This window comes from Mesorhizobium sp. M7A.F.Ca.US.007.01.2.1 (assembly GCF_003998165.1).
Taxonomy (GTDB): domain Bacteria; phylum Pseudomonadota; class Alphaproteobacteria; order Rhizobiales; family Rhizobiaceae; genus Mesorhizobium; species Mesorhizobium ciceri.
In genome coordinates this window covers 13,324-28,578 of record NZ_RZQP01000064.1, presented here as the reverse complement: position 1 = coordinate 28,578, position 15,255 = coordinate 13,324, and the positions used below count along the sequence as shown (strand labels likewise).

General features: G+C 63.5%; 17 protein-coding genes. 2 read left to right on the top strand and 15 right to left on the bottom strand.

Annotation, left to right across the window (positions count from 1 at the left end):
* The first annotated feature begins 16 nt into the window (after positions 1-16).
* A complete protein-coding gene (locus EN949_RS14350; protein ID WP_013532236.1) occupies positions 17-529 on the top strand; it encodes an outer membrane protein assembly factor BamE in 513 nt (170 codons plus the stop codon).
* Positions 530-801: 272 nt separating this feature from the next.
* On the opposite strand, the gene EN949_RS14345 is transcribed toward EN949_RS14350, so the two are convergent.
* The 5 genes from EN949_RS14345 to EN949_RS14325 form a co-directional block, all read right to left on the bottom strand.
* Complete coding sequence (locus EN949_RS14345; protein WP_127365843.1) at positions 802-2,943, bottom strand: sodium-translocating pyrophosphatase; 2,142 nt, start codon at positions 2,941-2,943, stop codon at positions 802-804.
* A 239-nt stretch (positions 2,944-3,182) separates the two neighbouring features.
* A complete protein-coding gene (locus EN949_RS14340; protein ID WP_013532238.1) occupies positions 3,183-3,932 on the bottom strand; it encodes an ABC transporter permease in 750 nt (249 codons plus the stop codon).
* Positions 3,929-4,867, bottom strand: coding sequence for an ABC transporter ATP-binding protein (locus EN949_RS14335; RefSeq protein WP_013532239.1), 939 nt, complete (start codon positions 4,865-4,867; stop codon positions 3,929-3,931). Before EN949_RS14335 ends, EN949_RS14340 begins: the two co-directional genes overlap by 4 nt.
* Entirely contained in the window at positions 4,864-6,027 is a 1,164-nt protein-coding gene (locus tag EN949_RS14330; RefSeq protein ID WP_127365842.1) for an ABC transporter permease, read from the bottom strand. The genes EN949_RS14335 and EN949_RS14330 overlap by 4 nt, the downstream gene beginning before the upstream one ends.
* A gap of 55 nt (positions 6,028-6,082) precedes the next feature.
* Positions 6,083-6,994, bottom strand: coding sequence for an ABC transporter substrate-binding protein (locus tag EN949_RS14325; RefSeq protein WP_013532241.1), 912 nt, complete (start codon positions 6,992-6,994; stop codon positions 6,083-6,085).
* A gap of 203 nt (positions 6,995-7,197) precedes the next feature.
* Here EN949_RS14325 and EN949_RS14320 point away from each other — a divergent pair, with 203 nt between their 5' ends.
* Entirely contained in the window at positions 7,198-7,770 is a 573-nt protein-coding gene (locus tag EN949_RS14320; protein ID WP_013532242.1) for an NADPH-dependent FMN reductase, read from the top strand.
* Positions 7,771-7,778: 8 nt separating this feature from the next.
* On the opposite strand, the gene EN949_RS14315 is transcribed toward EN949_RS14320, so the two are convergent.
* From EN949_RS14315 to glyA, 10 genes are all read right to left on the bottom strand, one after another.
* Positions 7,779-8,993, bottom strand: coding sequence for an MFS transporter (locus tag EN949_RS14315; RefSeq protein ID WP_127371713.1), 1,215 nt, complete (start codon positions 8,991-8,993; stop codon positions 7,779-7,781).
* Positions 8,990-9,490, bottom strand: a complete 501-nt coding sequence (gene nusB, locus EN949_RS14310; protein WP_013532244.1) for a transcription antitermination factor NusB — start codon at positions 9,488-9,490, stop codon at positions 8,990-8,992. The genes EN949_RS14315 and nusB overlap by 4 nt, the downstream gene beginning before the upstream one ends.
* The gene (ribH, locus tag EN949_RS14305) at positions 9,487-9,981 is read right to left on the bottom strand and encodes a 6,7-dimethyl-8-ribityllumazine synthase (protein ID WP_013532245.1); all 495 of its coding nucleotides are present in this window, start codon (positions 9,979-9,981) and stop codon (positions 9,487-9,489) included. Before ribH ends, nusB begins: the two co-directional genes overlap by 4 nt.
* A gap of 81 nt (positions 9,982-10,062) precedes the next feature.
* A complete protein-coding gene (locus EN949_RS14300) occupies positions 10,063-10,338 on the bottom strand; it encodes a type II toxin-antitoxin system RelE/ParE family toxin (protein ID WP_013532246.1) in 276 nt (91 codons plus the stop codon).
* Complete coding sequence (locus tag EN949_RS14295; RefSeq protein WP_013532247.1) at positions 10,338-10,598, bottom strand: ribbon-helix-helix domain-containing protein; 261 nt, start codon at positions 10,596-10,598, stop codon at positions 10,338-10,340. Before EN949_RS14295 ends, EN949_RS14300 begins: the two co-directional genes overlap by 1 nt.
* A 63-nt stretch (positions 10,599-10,661) precedes the next feature.
* On the bottom strand, positions 10,662-11,279 hold the full coding sequence (locus EN949_RS14290; RefSeq protein ID WP_127366899.1) for a riboflavin synthase: 618 nt from the start codon (positions 11,277-11,279) through the stop codon (positions 10,662-10,664).
* Positions 11,280-11,291: 12 nt separating this feature from the next.
* The gene (ribD, locus tag EN949_RS14285) at positions 11,292-12,407 is read right to left on the bottom strand and encodes a bifunctional diaminohydroxyphosphoribosylaminopyrimidine deaminase/5-amino-6-(5-phosphoribosylamino)uracil reductase RibD (RefSeq protein WP_127366898.1); all 1,116 of its coding nucleotides are present in this window, start codon (positions 12,405-12,407) and stop codon (positions 11,292-11,294) included.
* A 2-nt stretch (positions 12,408-12,409) separates the two neighbouring features.
* Positions 12,410-12,889 (bottom strand): transcriptional regulator NrdR, encoded by a 480-nt coding sequence (nrdR, locus tag EN949_RS14280; protein ID WP_013532250.1) that lies wholly within the window; start codon positions 12,887-12,889, stop codon positions 12,410-12,412.
* 157 nt (positions 12,890-13,046) lie between these two features.
* Complete coding sequence (locus EN949_RS14275; RefSeq protein WP_127366897.1) at positions 13,047-13,712, bottom strand: hypothetical protein; 666 nt, start codon at positions 13,710-13,712, stop codon at positions 13,047-13,049.
* A gap of 76 nt (positions 13,713-13,788) precedes the next feature.
* Positions 13,789-15,102 (bottom strand): serine hydroxymethyltransferase, encoded by a 1,314-nt coding sequence (glyA, locus tag EN949_RS14270; protein WP_013532252.1) that lies wholly within the window; start codon positions 15,100-15,102, stop codon positions 13,789-13,791.
* Positions 15,103-15,255 lie beyond the last annotated feature (153 nt).

The window sequence follows — 15,255 nt, the reverse complement described above, 5'->3', positions numbered from 1 at the left end:
GCTAATGGAGTTGTTGTTGCGCGCGCTGAATTTCAAGTCGACCTTCTCGTCCAGGCCCGCCGGCGCGATCTCGCTGCTGATGATCGTTTCGGCACTATCGGCCTGCCACACCTCCAAGATGATCGGCGACCTCAGCCCGAGTGAGACGCTGACGCAAGGTTACGTCATAGACCAGCAGGCAATCGACCTGGTGCCGGTCGGTTCGAGCCGCGAGCAGGTGCTTCTGGCGCTCGGCACGCCGTCGACGACCGCGACCTTCGACAACGAGGCCTTCTATTACATTTCGCAGACGCGCAAGCGCTACGTCGCCTTCGACAAGCCACGGCTCATCGACCAGCATGTGCTGGCGGTCTATTTCGGCGCCGATGGCCGCGTCACCCAGATCGCCAATTACGGGATGAAGGACGGCAAGATGTTCGACTTCATCTCACGCACCACACCGACCGGCGGCAAGGACCAGAACTTCCTCAGCCAGATCATCAACGGTGCCAGCAAGCTGGCACCCAGCATTCCGGGCGGCGGCGCCTAATTCCTTTCGGCTTCCATTCCGGGAGCCTCATCATCTCAGGCGACCAAAAACCCGCGGGAGCGATCCTGCGGGTTTTTGTTGTGGCCTCGATCAGGGCAAGATCCCCGTATGTTTGCCGGCGATGCTTAAGCCGTCAAAACCCAAGCCGGTAGATGAGATACCGGCGCATTTACCGCATGCAAGAGATCGGCTTGTTGACGCGTCGACATGGCATTGCTCAACAAAAAACCCGCGGGATCGCTCCCGCGGGTTGTTTCGGGCTGAAGCCTAGATCAGCCGTGCGCGAGCACGGCCAGCAGCAGGAGCGCGACGATGTTGGTGATCTTGATCGCCGGGTTGACGGCGGGGCCAGCGGTGTCCTTGTAGGGATCGCCGACCGTGTCACCGGTCACCGAAGCCTTGTGCGCCTCGGAACCCTTGAGATGCTTGACGCCGCCCTTGTCGACAAAGCCGTCTTCGAAGGACTTCTTGGCGTTGTCCCAGGCGCCGCCGCCAGAGGTCATCGAGATGGCGACGAACAGGCCGTTGACGATGACGCCGAGCAGCGAGGCACCCAGCGCTGCAAAGGCAGACGCCTTCGAGCCCGAGATGAGCAGCACGCCGAAATAGACGACGAGCGGCGCCAGCACCGGCAGCAGCGACGGGATGATCATTTCCCTGATTGCCGCCTTGGTCAGAAGGTCGACCGCGCGGGCGTAGTTCGGCTTCGAGGTGCCGGCCATGATGCCCGGATCCTCGCGGAACTGCTTGCGCACCTCCTCGACGATGGCGCCCGCCGCACGGCCGACGGCCGTCATGGCGATGCCGCCGAACAGATACGGGATCAGCCCGCCGAAGATCAGGCCGGCGACGACGTATGGGTTGGAGAGATCGAAGGAGATCTCGCCCATGCCCTGGAAGTAGGGATATTTGTCGCCATTGGCGGCGAAGAACTTCAGGTCGTTCGAGTACGCGGCAAACAGCACCAATGCGCCGAGACCAGCGGAGCCGATGGCGTAGCCCTTGGTCACCGCCTTGGTGGTGTTGCCGACCGCGTCGAGCGCGTCGGTGGAGTGGCGCACTTCCTTGGGCAGGCCGGCCATTTCGGCGATGCCGCCGGCATTGTCGGTGACCGGGCCGAAGGCATCGAGCGCAACGATCATGCCGGCAAGGCCGAGCATCGTCGTGACCGCGATCGCCGTACCGAAGAGGCCGGCAAGCTGATAGGTCGAGATGATGCCGCCGACGATGACGATCGCCGGCAGCGCCGTCGATTCCAGCGAGACCGCGAGGCCCTGGATGACGTTGGTGCCGTGACCGGTGACCGACGCCTGGGCGATGGAATTGACCGGGCGCTTGTTGGTGCCGGTGTAGTATTCGGTGATGACCACGATGAGACCGGTCACCACGAGGCCGATCAGGCCGCAGATGAACAGGTTCTTGCCGGTGATGACCATGCCGGCGACCGTGCCGACCTCACCCCAGCCGAGCGTCACCTGGGTGGCGACGCCGAGGCCGACGATGGACAGCAGGCCAGTGACGATCAGGCCCTTGTAGAGTGCGCCCATGATCGAGCCGTTGGAACCGAGCTTGACGAAGAAGGTGCCGACGATCGAGGTCAGGATGCAGGCGCCGCAGATGGCGAGTGGATAAAGCATGGCCGCACCCAACACGGCGGTGCCGCCAAAGAAGATGGCAGCCAGAACCATGGTGGCGACGACAGTCACCGCATAGGTTTCGAACAGGTCAGCGGCCATGCCGGCGCAGTCGCCGACATTGTCGCCGACATTGTCGGCGATCGTGGCCGGATTGCGCGGATCGTCTTCGGGAATACCGGCTTCGACCTTGCCGACGAGATCGCCGCCGACGTCGGCGCCTTTGGTGAAGATGCCGCCGCCGAGACGAGCGAAGATCGAGATCAGCGATGCGCCGAAGCCGAGCGAGACCAGCGAGTCGATGACGATGCGGTCATTGGGCTGGAGGCCCATGAAGTGGGTCAGGATGAGGTAGTAGATCGACACGCCGAGCAAGGCGAGGCCAGCAACCAGCATGCCGGTGATGGCGCCCGATTTGAACGCGATGTCGAGGCCGGCAGCGAGACTGTTCGATGCGGCCTGCGCCGTGCGAACGTTGGCGCGAACGGAGACATGCATGCCGATGAAGCCGGCGGCGCCTGAAAGCACCGCTCCGATCAGGAAGCCGATCGCGGCGGTGATGGACAGCAACCACCAGGCGAGCACGAGGACGACGACGCCAACGATGGCGATGGTGGTGTACTGACGCGCCAGATAGGCTTGTGCGCCCTCGCGGATAGCCGCGGAGATTTCCTGCATGCGTGCATTGCCCTGATCGGCCGCAAGGACCGAACGTGTCGCCCAGATGGCGTAAAGGATTGAAAGCAGGCCGCAGGCGATGACGGCGGAAATAATTGTCATTGCCGGATTTTCCTCGATTGATGGCCCAAAAGAACCCCTCCCTGGGCCGTTGAGACAAAGACCGGATTCCGAGCACGGAATCCGCCTCTTCGCAGCGGTGTATGCGAAACAGGGCTGCGAACGTCAAGATATTGTTCGGTTTTTGCCCGGCTTTCGCCCAAATGGTTGGGACCAGGCGGCGGCTGCCGTCAGCACCCGGGGATTAGATCGATTGAAATTAGCCCTGACGCAGGACGCGGCTACTCTGCCTCCCGGCCCATCCGGCGCGCCGTGTAGCGCTCTATGGCCGACAGGCCGTCATAGATCAGCACGGCAAGGGCTGCCACGATCAGGCCGCCCTGCAGGATGAAGGCGAGATTGTTGGACAACAACCCGGCGATGATCACTTCGCCCAGCGTTTTGGCTGCCACGGTCGAACCGATGGTCGCCGTGGCAAGGCTGATCACCACCGACAGCCTGATGCCGCCGAGAATGATCGGGGCGCTGAGCGGCAGTTCGACCTTGGTGAGCCTTTGCCAACCGGTCATGCCGGCGCCGCGCGCCGCCTCGACGACATTGGCAGGTAGCGTCGTCAGGCCGGTCAGCGCGTTCTCGAAGATCGGCAGCAGGCCGTAGAGAAACAGCGCGATCAGTGTCGGCTTCTCGCCGAAGCCGACGGCCGGCACGGCGAGTGCCAGCACCGCCACGGGCGGAAAGGTCTGGCCGATGTTGACCAGACTGCGCGATAGCGGCAGGAATTCGGCGCCGGCGGGCCTGGTGACCAGGATGGCAAGCGCCACCGCAACGATGGTTGCTGCCACGGTGGCGATCAGAACCGTGCGCAAATGCAGCAATGTCAGCGTCAGCAGGCTGCCCTGGTTGTAGATCACCGGCGCATTGTTTTCGGTCAGCGGCTTCAGCAGCGGCACGAACCAGCCGGGATTGGTGACGAAGGCAACGAGCAGCATCACCAGGGCAAGTCTGAGCAGCGATGGAAGCCAGGCCTTCATGCCGGCCTCGCCGCGCGCTTCACCAGCCCGTCGACGGTGACGCGGCCAAGCGGCTTGCCATCGGCGCCTTTGACCGGCAGCGCCGGCCGGCCCGTCCACAACAATTCGGCCAGCGCGTCACGCTGGCTGGCGTCGCCGGGGATCGCCTCGCCTTCGGCGGAGCCCTTCTCCACGGCATCGCGGACCCGACCGAGCGACAGCAACCGGAACGGCCTTTCGCTGGCGCCGACCAGGGTCTCGACGAAGGCGCTTGCCGGCTTTGCCAGGATCTCGGCGGGCTTGGCGTATTGCACCAGCTTGCCGGCATCCATGACCGCGATCTTGTCGCCCATATGCACGGCCTCTTCCATGTCGTGGGTGACCAAAATGATGGTGGTGCCGAAGCGCTTCTGGATCGCCAGCAGATCTTCCTGCGCCTTGTTGCGGATGATCGGGTCGAGGGCGCCGAACGGTTCGTCCATCAACAGCACGTTGGGCTCGGCGGCGAGCGCGCGGGCAACGCCGACGCGCTGTTGCTGGCCGCCGGACAGTTCGTGCGGGTAGCGCGGCCCGAAGGCTTCGGGGTCAAGCTGATAGAGCGTCATCAGTTCGTCGACCCGGGCCTTGATGCGGTCCTTGTCCCAACCGAGCAGCACCGGCACGGTGGCAATGTTCTGCGCCACCGTACGATGCGGGAACAGGCCGTGACCCTGGATGGCGTAGCCGATGCTGCGGCGCAGCTCATAACCGGGCAGCGAACGATTGTCGGCGCCGTCGAGCTTGATGATGCCCGAGGTCGGTTCGACCAGCCGGTTGATCATGCGCAGCAACGTCGTCTTGCCGGAACCGGACGTGCCGACAATGACGGCTATGGTGCGCGGCTCGATGACCATCGACACGTCATCGACCACGGTCGTCGCGTCATAGCGCTTGGTAATGCCTTCGATCTCGATCATGCCGTTTCAACCCTGCGCCTGGTGGCGGTCATTTCGATCACCGCATCGAGGATGATGGCGGCGGCAAAGGCGAGCGCGACCGTTGGCACCGCGCCGAGCAGCACAAGGTCCATCGCCGTCTGGCCCACACCCTGGAAGACGAATACGCCGAAACCGCCGCCGCCGATCAGCGCGGCAATGGTGGCGAGGCCGATGTTCTGCACCAAGACGATGCGGATGCCGGTCAGGATCACTGGAAAGGCCAGTGGAAACTCGACGCCGAACAGGCGTTGGCGTTCGGTCATGCCCATGCCGCGTGCCGCGTCGTTGGCGGCGCGCGGCACGCCAGCGAGACCGACCACGGTGTTGGCCACCACCGGCAGCAGGGAATAAAGGAACAGCGCGACGAAGGCGGGGGCTGTGCCGATGCCGCGAATGCCGAGCGCGGCAGCCCCCGGCACATGCGTGGCCACCCAGCCGAGCGGCGCGATCAGCAGGCCGAACAGCGCGATCGAGGGAATGGTCTGGATGATGTTGAGCACGTTGAGAACGCCGGCGCGCAGATTCTCGACGCGATGGCAGAGAATACCGACCGGCAGGCCGACGACCACTGCCGCAAGCAGCGACCCTAGCGCCAGCGTCACATGCTTGGAGCCCTCCGCCCAGAAACTGTCGGCGCGGTTGAAATATTCCTTCAGGATCGACAGATTGTCCCAGCTTCCCGAAATCAACAGCAGCCCGATCGCCAAAGCCGAGACCGCAAGCACGCCAACCCGTGCCAATGGCGACAGGTTCAGCCGTGTCAGCACATCGGCAAGCAAAAGCGTGAAGGCAAAGATCAGAATCCAGAAACCGGAGGCTGGCGAAACTCTCGCAAAGGTGTTGCCCTCCGGCGTGAGAAATGTTCCGGCGACGCCGATCAGCAGCGCGAGCGCGGCAAGCGCCACCACGCTGGCGGCAAGGCGCAGCGCAAGCAGTGTCTTGAACAGCGCGATGAGTGCTGCGGCGACGACGATGACGAGCAGCAGCGTCCCGGTGATTGCCGGCAGCGCCTCAAGAATTGAGCGCGCCTGGCCGGGGACGATGCGGTTGGCACGGAACGTGGCAAAGGGCGCGGCAAAAGCCGCGTAGGCTGATATAGCGGCGATGACCACGCCGAGCTTGTCGAAGCGGATGTTCACGCCCTCCCCCGTCAGTCGATCCGGCGCGCCACGAAAGCGGCGCGCCGGAATCGTCCTACTTCAGGAAGCCGTTCTTCTTCAAAAAGTCCTCGGCGACGCCCTTGACCGGCTCGCCGCCGACCTGCACGCGACCATTCAGCTCCTGCAGCGTGACGAGGTCGAGCTTGGCGAAGACCGGCTTCAGCAGCGTCTCGATCTCGGGATGTTGCTTCAGCACCGCTTCGCGGATGATCGGCGCCGGCTGGTAGACCGGCTGCACGCCCTTGTCGTCGTCGAGCACGACGAGCCCGGACGGTGCGATGCCGCCATCGGTGCCGTAGACCATGGCCGCATTGGCGCCGTTGGTCTGGTTGGCGGCCGCGGCGATGGTTGCCGCGGTGTCGCCGCCTGAGAGAGTGATCAGTTGGTCCGGCTTCAGCGTGAAGCCATAGGTGGTCTGGAAGGCCGGCAGTGCAGCCGCCGAATTGACGAACTCGGCGGAAGCCGCCAGCACCACCTGACCGCCGCCCGCGACATATTTGCCGAAGTCGGTGAGCGTGGCGAGCTTGTTGGTCTCGGCGACTTCCTTGCGCAGCGCGATCGCCCAGGTGTTGTTTGCGGGCGACGGCGACAGCCAGACGATCTTGTTGGCGTCGTAGTCGAGCTTCTTGGCCGTTTCATAGGCCTTGGCGGCATCCTTCCAGACCGGGTCGTCGGCCTTCTCGAAGAAGAAGGCGGCGTTGCCGGTGTATTCGGGATAGATGTCGATCTCGCCGGCGGTGATCGCCTTGCGCACCACCGGCGTGCCGCCGAGCTGGATGCGGTCCGATGTCTTGATGTTGTTGGCGTTGAGGACGAGCTGGATGATGTTGCCGAGCACGCCGCCCTCGGTGTCAATCTTCGAAGAGACAACCACCTGGGCATTGGCGGAAGCCACCGTGATGCCGAGCGCCAATGCCGCGCCGGCCAGAAACTTGACTGAAAACATGTGAAACCCCTTGCTATGAACCGAAACGCGATGACCGCATATGAGCATGGCTTCAACGGCCAGTCGGGGCACACGGTTTCATAACAAGGGGGATCAGCGCAATATTTTTGTTCGAAAGGCCGATTTTGAGGCGACGCTGGCGATCTGCTGCCATCTGGCGGATAATGCCATGGAGTGCGGGTGGCAAACACGGAGAGCGTGTCATGGCCATACACAAAGTCGGCTACCTCATCGGAAGTCTTGCCCGGGAATCCATCAACCGCAAGCTCGCGAAGGCGCTCGTTCAACTGGCTCCTCCGGAACTTGAAATGACGGAAATCGCCTTCAGGGATCTGCCTCTTTACAGCTACGATTATGATGCGGATTTCCCGCCGGTCGCCCGGGATTTCAAAAAGGCGATCGCGTCCGTTCAGGCCGTCCTGTTCGTTACCCCGGAGTACAACCGCTCGATCCCTGGCGGATTAAAGAACGCGATCGACTGGGCGAGCCGCCCCTATGGAAAGAATTCATTCGCGCGCAAACCGTCCGCCGTCATCGGAACATCGCCGGGCGCCATCGCAACCGCTGTCGCCCAACAAAGCCTGCGCAGCGTTCTGAGCTTCTGCAACTCACCCCAGATGAATGCGCCGGAAGCCTATATCCAGTTCACGCCGGGACTGATAACGGACGACGGCGAAGTGACGGTCGAATCCACCGAGGACTTCCTGCGCAACTACATGGCTGAGTTCCATATGTTCATAGCGCGGGTGCTTCAGGTGTTGCCGCCGGACGCATAGGTTTGGCGTCAAGCCGGGCGGCGCGCGCTCGTCAGCTTCAGCGCGCCCAGCGCCACGAAGCACAGGACGGTGACCGGAAAGACTATCCAGTTCAGCATCTCCCAGCCCCAGGCGTTGTAGACCATGCCCGACATCAGTGAGGCGCAGGCGACGGAGCCGAACAGGACGAAGTCGTGGAAGCCTTGCACCTTGCCCTTTTCCGACGGCCGGTAGGTGGAGGCCACCATTGCGGTCGCGCCAATGAAGCCGAAGTTCCAACCAAGGCCCAGCAGGATCAGCGACGTCCAGAACTGCCACAGCGCCAGGCCCGACAGAGCGACAATGGCGCAGCCGATGAGCAGGATCAGGCCGGTGGTCACAATGCGTTCGGCGCCGAAGCGATGGATCAGCGAGCCGGTGAAGAAGCTTGGCGCAAACATCGCCATGACGTGCCAGGAGATGCCGAGCGTCGCGTCGGTCTCCGACAGTCCGCAGCCGACCATGGCCAGCGGTGCGCCCGTCATGACGAAGCTCATCAGCGCGTAGCTGCCGACCGCACAGAAAAGCGCGGCGATGAAACGCGGCTGCGTGACGATTTCAGCCAGTGGTCTGGCGTCGCTGTCGGCGATCTCCACCTTGCCGGATGCTTTCGCCGGCAGCCGCAGGAATGACAGGATGATGGCGCCGACGGCGGCCAGCGGCAGGATGGACACGAACGAACCGGCAAACATGACCGGCGCCAGCGATTCGCGGGTGAAGATGACAATCTGCGGCCCGAGGATAGCGGTGACGATGCCGCCGGCCAGCACGAAGGAGATGGCGCGCGCCTTGAATTCCGGCGGTGCATTGTCAGCGGCGGCGAAGCGGAACTGCTGGACGAAGGCGCCGCCGACACCGATCGTGAGCAAGCCAAAGGCAAACAGCCAGAAGCTCCCTTGAAAAAGCGCAAGCGTGGCGACGAGGCCGCCAAGCGCCGTAACGATCGTTCCGGTCATGAAGCCGCCGCGCTGGCCCATTCTGCGGATGATGGCCGCTGCGGGCAGCGCGCCGAGCGCCACGCCGATGTTGAAGCCGGTGATCGGCGCTGTCGCCAATGATTTGTCGGGGCCAAGCAGATATTGCCCGGCCAGCGCGCCCACGGAGATGGCGATGGGGGCCGCCGAGCCGATGATCGCCTGCGATGCGGCCAGGATCAGCGCCGTGCGGCGCGCCTCGCTGCCTGCCTCGACGGCGATTGCCGTCATGATGCGTCCTTGCCGCGCCCCTCGCCACGCACCCGGCGTGACACACGGTCGAGCACGGCATTGACCAGCTTCGGCTCGTCTTCCTCGTAGAAGGCCTTGGCGATGTCGACATATTCGGAGACGATGACGGCGACCGGGACATCCTCGCGCTTCATCAGTTCGTAGACGCCGGCGCGCAGGATGGCGCGCAGCGTCGAATCGAGCCGCGACAGCGGCCAGTCCTCGGTCAGCGCCTGGCGGATGATCGGATCGATGGTCTTCTGGTTCTCGACGACACCCGCCAGGATAGCGCGAAACCATTGCGCATCGGCCTCGCGATAGAGCGCGCCGTCGACTTCCTTGCCAAGGCGAAACGCCTCGTACTCGGCGGTGATCTCGAAGACACCGCTGCCGGCGACATCCATCTGATAGAGCGCCTGCACGGCGGCCAGACGGGCAGCGCCGCGCTTGTTGGCGTGGCGCATCGCGGGCTGCCCGGGCGAAGCGGGTTCGCTCACGATCGCGCTCCCAATTGTTCCTTGAGGGCAATCATGGTCAGCGCCGCACGCGCGGCAAAGCCGCCCTTGTCGCCTTCCGAGCGCTTGGCGCGAGTCCAGGCCTGGGCGTCATTCTCGGTGGTGAGGATGCCGTTGCCGATGCAGACCGAGTCCTGCACGCTCAAATCCATGAGCGCGCGGCTGGATTCATTGGCGACAATGTCGAAATGGTAAGTGTCGCCGCGGACGACGGTGCCCAGCGCGACAAAGCCATCATAATGTGTGCCGCCTTCCGTCGCGCCGTCCAGTGCAAAGGTGATCACCGCGGGGATCTCCAGCGAACCTGGAACGGTGACGACGTCGTAAGTCGCGCCCGCTTCATCGAGCGCGCTTGTCGCGCCGTCGAGCAGCGCGTCGGCAAGGTCGTCGTGAAAGCGCGCTTCGACAATGAGCAGATGCGCCTTCGCCTTCGGACGAATGAAGGCTTTGCCGTGTTGGGATGTACCAGCCATAAAAGTCTCCGGGGAGTTGCCGGTGACTTAGGCCGAAGCCGGGTTCATCGCAAGCGGAAGATTGCTGGATGGACTCCTGTCCTATCGATCCTCTCGCGTATGCCACAGGCGCAACACAGAAATTGTCGTGTTCTGTATCTCGTAACGAATTTCGTAGCTGCCTACCAAAATGCGACGCACTTCTCGTGGTTCGAACTCTTCCAGTCTCTCACCGATGCGCGGATATTCGACCAACCGTGCCGGCGCGGCAGTAAGCGACTGCACGGCACGTGCGGCCGCCGGGCCATTTGCTAGCACGAGAAAATCATGTAGCCGGACCAAGTCGGACAAAGCCTTGTTGGTCCATTTCAACTCCATCAACGAGGCACCGGCAGTGGCTTATCGGTACCAAGACTCTCAGCCCACGCCTGCACGGCCTGGTGATCGATGACCCGTCCTGCGTCGACATCGGCCATTGCTTCAAGCGTGAGCCGTCGGCGCTCCTCCTCCAAATCCACCCACGCGGAAAGAGCTTGTTTGACGATCCAGCCGCGTGGGCGCTCAAGGCGGGCAGCCAGTTGATCTACCTTTTCAGCCAGCGGCAGCGGAACGTGAGCGGTGATTACTTTTGTATCCATCAGAGCCTCACAATCAGATTTAATCATAGCGATTAAAACTGATTAAGTCGAGGCCAGCAGCACTTAAAGCCCCTCTTTCGTCGCCTCGACCAGCCGCGCCGCATAACGCGCCATGGTGTCGATCTCGAGATTGACGCGGTCGCCGACCTTGCGCTCGCCCCAGGTGGTCACGGTCAGCGAGTGGTGGATCAAAAGCACGTCGAAGCGCGCGCCTTCGACCTTGTTGATGGTGAGCGAGGTGCCGTCGAGCGCGACCGAGCCCTTGGGCGCGATGAACTTCGCCAGTTCGCGCGGCGCTTCCAGCGTGAAGCGCACGGCATCGCCCTCATCCTTGCGCTCGATGATCTCGGCCATGCCGTCGACATGGCCCGAAACGATGTGGCCGCCGAGTTCGTCACCGATCTTCAGCGCCCGCTCCAGATTGACCTTGGTGCCGGATTTCCAGCCCGAGGCCGTGGTCAGCCGCAAGGCTTCCTCCCATGCTTCAACCTCGAACCAGCGTGCATTCGAAACGCTGTCGGGCAAGGCCGTGACCGTCAGGCAGACGCCGCCGCAGGAGATCGAGGCGCCGATGGCGATGGTCTGCGGGTCATAGGCTGTGTCGATGCGGAGCCCCACCCCTTCCCTGAGCGGCTTGACGGACGCGACAGTGCCGACATCGGTGACAATTCCGGTAAACATCGGTGTTGATCCCTAAAGGTCTCTTATCCACTCGGCGTAGCTGTCTTCGCCAAAGCGCATGTCGCGCAATTTGCGAAATCCTGCCGGGATATGGTCGGCGTCGACCGGCGATGCAATGCCGTCGTCGCCGATTGCATCCGGTCCCTGGAACAGCACGATGCGGTCGACCAGCCCGTCGGCCAGGAAAGCGCTCGCCACCCTGGCGCCGCCCTCGACCAGCACGCTGGCCATGCCGAGCGCGGCCAGATCCTCAAGTAATTCCGGCAAGGCTACGCCGCCCTCGTGCGTCTCGGTGCCGATAAAGCGCACGCCGGCGCGTTCGAGTGCTGCGCGCCGCAGCGGATCGGCCTCCAGGCAAGCGGCGATATAGAGCGGCACGCGGTCGACGCCTGAAACCAGCTTCGAGGCCTCCGGCAACCTGATCTGGCGGTCGAGCACGATGCGGGCAGGCGAACGGTTCTCAAGCCCCGGCAAACGCACCGTCAGGGCCGGATCATCCTCAAGGGCGGTGCCGATACCAACCAGTATGGCGTCCGCCTCAGCCCGCATCAGATACACTTCTCGGCGCGCGATATCGCCGGTGATCGACACCTGCCCGTCACCTTCCCTGCCGATCTTGCCGTCGCTGGAAAGCGCAAGCTTGAGAATCACTTCCGGGCGTTTTCTCAACGATCGAATCAAATAGCCGGCCATCTGCTCGGCGGCTTCCGCCGCCAGCACCTTCTCGACCACCTCGACACCGGCCGCGCGCAGGATCGCATAACCCTTGCCGGACACGCGCGAATCGGGATCGCTGGCGGCACCGACGACCCGCGCAACGCCGGCATTGACCAGCGCATTGGCGCAAGGCGGCGTGCGGCCGTGGTGGGCGCAAGGTTCCAGCGTGACGTAGGCGGTGGCGCAGCGCGCGAGGTCGCCGGCCTCGGCCAGGGCCTCGGTCTCGGCATGCGGACGGCCGCCGACAGCGGTGACGCCGGTGCCGACGATCATCGGACCATTGCCGTCATCGCGTACGATCAGCGTACCGACAGACGGGTTGGTCGCGGTGCGCCCGGCATTTTTTCGCGACAGTCTGAGTGCCGCTGCCATGAAGCGGCGATCAAGGGCGGCCTGTTCGCTTGCAGTCATGCTCAGCTGGCTTCCTCTTCACCCTTGACTTCGTCGCCCTTGAGCTCGCCCAGCAATTCATGGAAATCCTTGGCCTCGCGAAAATTGCGGTAGACCGAGGCGAAACGGACATAGGCGACATCGTCGAGCGACTTCAGCGCTTCCATGACCAGGCGGCCGACTTCTCCCGAAGCAACCTCTGTCTCGCCGGAACTTTCGAGCTGGCGCACGATGCCTGTCACCGCGCGGTCGATGCGTTCGGGATCGACATTGCGCTTGCGCACGGCGATCTCCACCGAGCGCAACAGCTTGTCGCGGTCGAAGGGCACTTTGCGGCCCGATTTCTTGACCACGACGAGGTCGCGCAACTGCACGCGTTCGAAGGTGGTGAAACGGCCGCCGCAATCGGGGCAGACGCGCCGCCTGCGGATCGCCGCGCCATCCTCGGCGGGGCGCGAATCCTTCACCTGCGTATCTTCCGACTGGCAATAGGGACAGCGCATGGAGAAGCCTTTGGTTGGCGAATCTGGTGAAGCGAAAGGCTTAGAGGTTTTTGCAGCGATGGCAAAGTGTCGCCAACAGCTTCCTCGCCCTTCAGAGATAGCGAGGCGCAAGCAGGATTGCCAGCCTCGCCAGCAGCCGCACAGCGTACCGATGTCTTCAGGGAGCAACGTCGGCGGTCGGAAACCCGCACGATGCGCCGAGACTACGATAGGCCTTGGTGAAGCCGTCCATGGATATGCTTCCGACCGGCGCATCGCCGAAGGAGACGTCAAGCACCGATGCCCGGCGCATGGTGCGCAGGAGCGCCAGGCTGGTCTTGGACTGGTTGTCGACGGTCCAGCTGAGCCGGCCGTTGACGGCGCCATCGGAATGGAGCTTGGCAGTGACGCGGCCCTTGTCGTCGCCGAAAGTGGCGGCAACCGACTTGCCGGCCGGCAAGGCCTTGTTGTCGACGGCGATCGTTACGGACGGGTAGGCATCCGGCGGCAGTGCATCGCCGTTCGTGATGATGAGCGTCAGAACGCCGCTCTCGCCGCCAGCGCCGATAAAGGCGGTCGAGGCCGCGCAGGTCTTGCGCAGATCCTCACCGGTGTCGACCTCGTCGACCAGGGTCGACCATCTGCCAAAGGTTTCGAGCTTGGGTGCCGTCTGGGCGGGCGCCGCGGGCTCGGGCTGAGGTGCGGGTTGCGCAGGTGCGGGTTGCGCGGGCGCGGCTTGAGCAGGGGCGGTTTGCGCCAAGGCGTTGCCGGGGAAAGGCACGGCGATCAAAGCAGCCAGAGCGCCAACGGCGCCAAGGTCGGCGAAACGAAATGGCCGCATCATCAAGGCTCCTGCCGGTCGCCCCGGCCTGCTGAAACGACGCTCGTCGTTGCAGCAGGCGGCAAAACTTCCTATCGCGTCAGCCGAGATAGGGATAGAGCGGGAAGCGATCGGTCAGCGCCACGACCTTGGCCTTGACCGCTGCTTCGACGGCGGCATTGCCCTCGTCGGAATTGGCGACCTTGAGACCATCCAGCACTTCGGCGATCAGCTTGCCGATCTCCCGGAATTCGGCCTGGCCGAAGCCGCGCGTGGTGCCGGCCGGGGTGCCGAGACGCACGCCCGAGGTGACAAAAGGCTTTTCCGGGTCGAACGGAATACCGTTCTTGTTGCACGTGATGTTGGCGCGGCCCAGCGCCGCCTCGGCGCGCTTGCCGGTGGCGTTCTTCGGACGCAAATCGACCAGCATCAGATGGTTGTCTGTGCCGCCGGACACGATGTCGAGACCGGTTTCCTTGAGGCTGGAGGCGAGCGCCTTGGCGTTGGCGGCGACGCTCTCGGCATAGACCTTGAAGCTTGGCTTCAGCGCTTCGCCGAAGGCAACCGCCTTGGCGGCGATGACATGCATAAGCGGGCCGCCCTGCAGGCCGGGGAACACCGCCGAATTCATCTTCTTGGCGATGTCCTCGTCATTGCACAGGATCATGCCGCCGCGCGGGCCGCGCAGCGACTTGTGCGTCGTGGTCGTCACGACGTGGGCATGCGGCAGCGGCGACGGATGCACGCCGCCGGCGACCAGCCCGGCGATGTGCGCCATGTCGACCATCAGATAGGCGCCGACCGCGTCGGCGATCTCGCGAAAACGCTTCCAGTCCCAGACGCGGGAATAGGCGGTGCCGCCGGCCAGGATCAGCTTCGGCTTGGTTTCATGCGCGGTCTTCTCGATGGCATCCATGTCGAGCAGATGGTCGTCCTGGCGCACGCCATAGGAGACGACCTTGAACCATTTACCGCTCATGTTGACCGGCGAACCGTGGGTCAGATGGCCGCCGGAATTGAGGTCGAGGCCCATGAACGTGTCGCCCGGCTGCAAGAGCGCCAGGAAGACGGCCTGGTTCATCTGGCTGCCGGAATTCGGCTGGACATTGGCGAAGTTGCAGCCGAACAGCTTCTTGGCGCGCTCGATGGCCAGTTCCTCGGCCACGTCGACAAACTGGCAGCCGCCGTAGTAGCGCTTGCCCGGATAGCCCTCGGCATATTTGTTGGTCATGATCGAGCCCTGCGCCTCAAGCACCGCGCGGGAAACAATGTTTTCCGAGGCGATCAGCTCGATCTCGTGGCGCTGGCGGCCGAGTTCGTTGCGGATGGCGCCGAAAATCTCCGGATCGGCGTCGGCCAGCGTGGTTTCGAAGAAGGATTCGAATTTGTTCGACACTGCCGCTGCTGTTGCCATAGCCTGAAATCCTCGGGGTTCGGGGGCAATTTTGTTTATGCATGTCGTTGCTCAAACCGCTGTACACTTTTGGGCAACCTGCACGCGGCGCCATTAACACAGTTGTTTTCGCCCCGCCATGTTTGCCACGCGAAATTTGCTGGCCGGATTGCG

Bases quoted from the DNA above. Each gene is read 5' to 3' on its own strand.
- nrdR (WP_013532250.1), bottom strand. From the start codon at position 12,889: ATGCGCTGTCCCTATTGCCAGTCGGAAGATACGCAGGTGAAGGATTCG.
- EN949_RS14340 (WP_013532238.1), bottom strand. From the start codon at position 3,932: ATGAAGGCCTGGCTTCCATCGCTGCTCAGACTTGCCCTGGTGATGCTG.
- EN949_RS14315 (WP_127371713.1), bottom strand. From the start codon at position 8,993: ATGACGGCAATCGCCGTCGAGGCAGGCAGCGAGGCGCGCCGCACGGCG.
- EN949_RS14295 (WP_013532247.1), bottom strand. From the start codon at position 10,598: ATGGATACAAAAGTAATCACCGCTCACGTTCCGCTGCCGCTGGCTGAA.
- glyA (WP_013532252.1), bottom strand. From the start codon at position 15,102: ATGGCAACAGCAGCGGCAGTGTCGAACAAATTCGAATCCTTCTTCGAA.
- ribD (WP_127366898.1), bottom strand. From the start codon at position 12,407: ATGACTGCAAGCGAACAGGCCGCCCTTGATCGCCGCTTCATGGCAGCG.
- EN949_RS14335 (WP_013532239.1), bottom strand. From the start codon at position 4,867: ATGATCGAGATCGAAGGCATTACCAAGCGCTATGACGCGACGACCGTG.
- EN949_RS14320 (WP_013532242.1), top strand. From the start codon at position 7,198: ATGGCCATACACAAAGTCGGCTACCTCATCGGAAGTCTTGCCCGGGAA.
- EN949_RS14325 (WP_013532241.1), bottom strand. From the start codon at position 6,994: ATGTTTTCAGTCAAGTTTCTGGCCGGCGCGGCATTGGCGCTCGGCATC.
- ribH (WP_013532245.1), bottom strand. From the start codon at position 9,981: ATGGCTGGTACATCCCAACACGGCAAAGCCTTCATTCGTCCGAAGGCG.
- EN949_RS14275 (WP_127366897.1), bottom strand. From the start codon at position 13,712: ATGATGCGGCCATTTCGTTTCGCCGACCTTGGCGCCGTTGGCGCTCTG.
- EN949_RS14345 (WP_127365843.1), bottom strand. From the start codon at position 2,943: ATGACAATTATTTCCGCCGTCATCGCCTGCGGCCTGCTTTCAATCCTT.
- EN949_RS14300 (WP_013532246.1), bottom strand. From the start codon at position 10,338: ATGGAGTTGAAATGGACCAACAAGGCTTTGTCCGACTTGGTCCGGCTA.
- EN949_RS14290 (WP_127366899.1), bottom strand. From the start codon at position 11,279: ATGTTTACCGGAATTGTCACCGATGTCGGCACTGTCGCGTCCGTCAAG.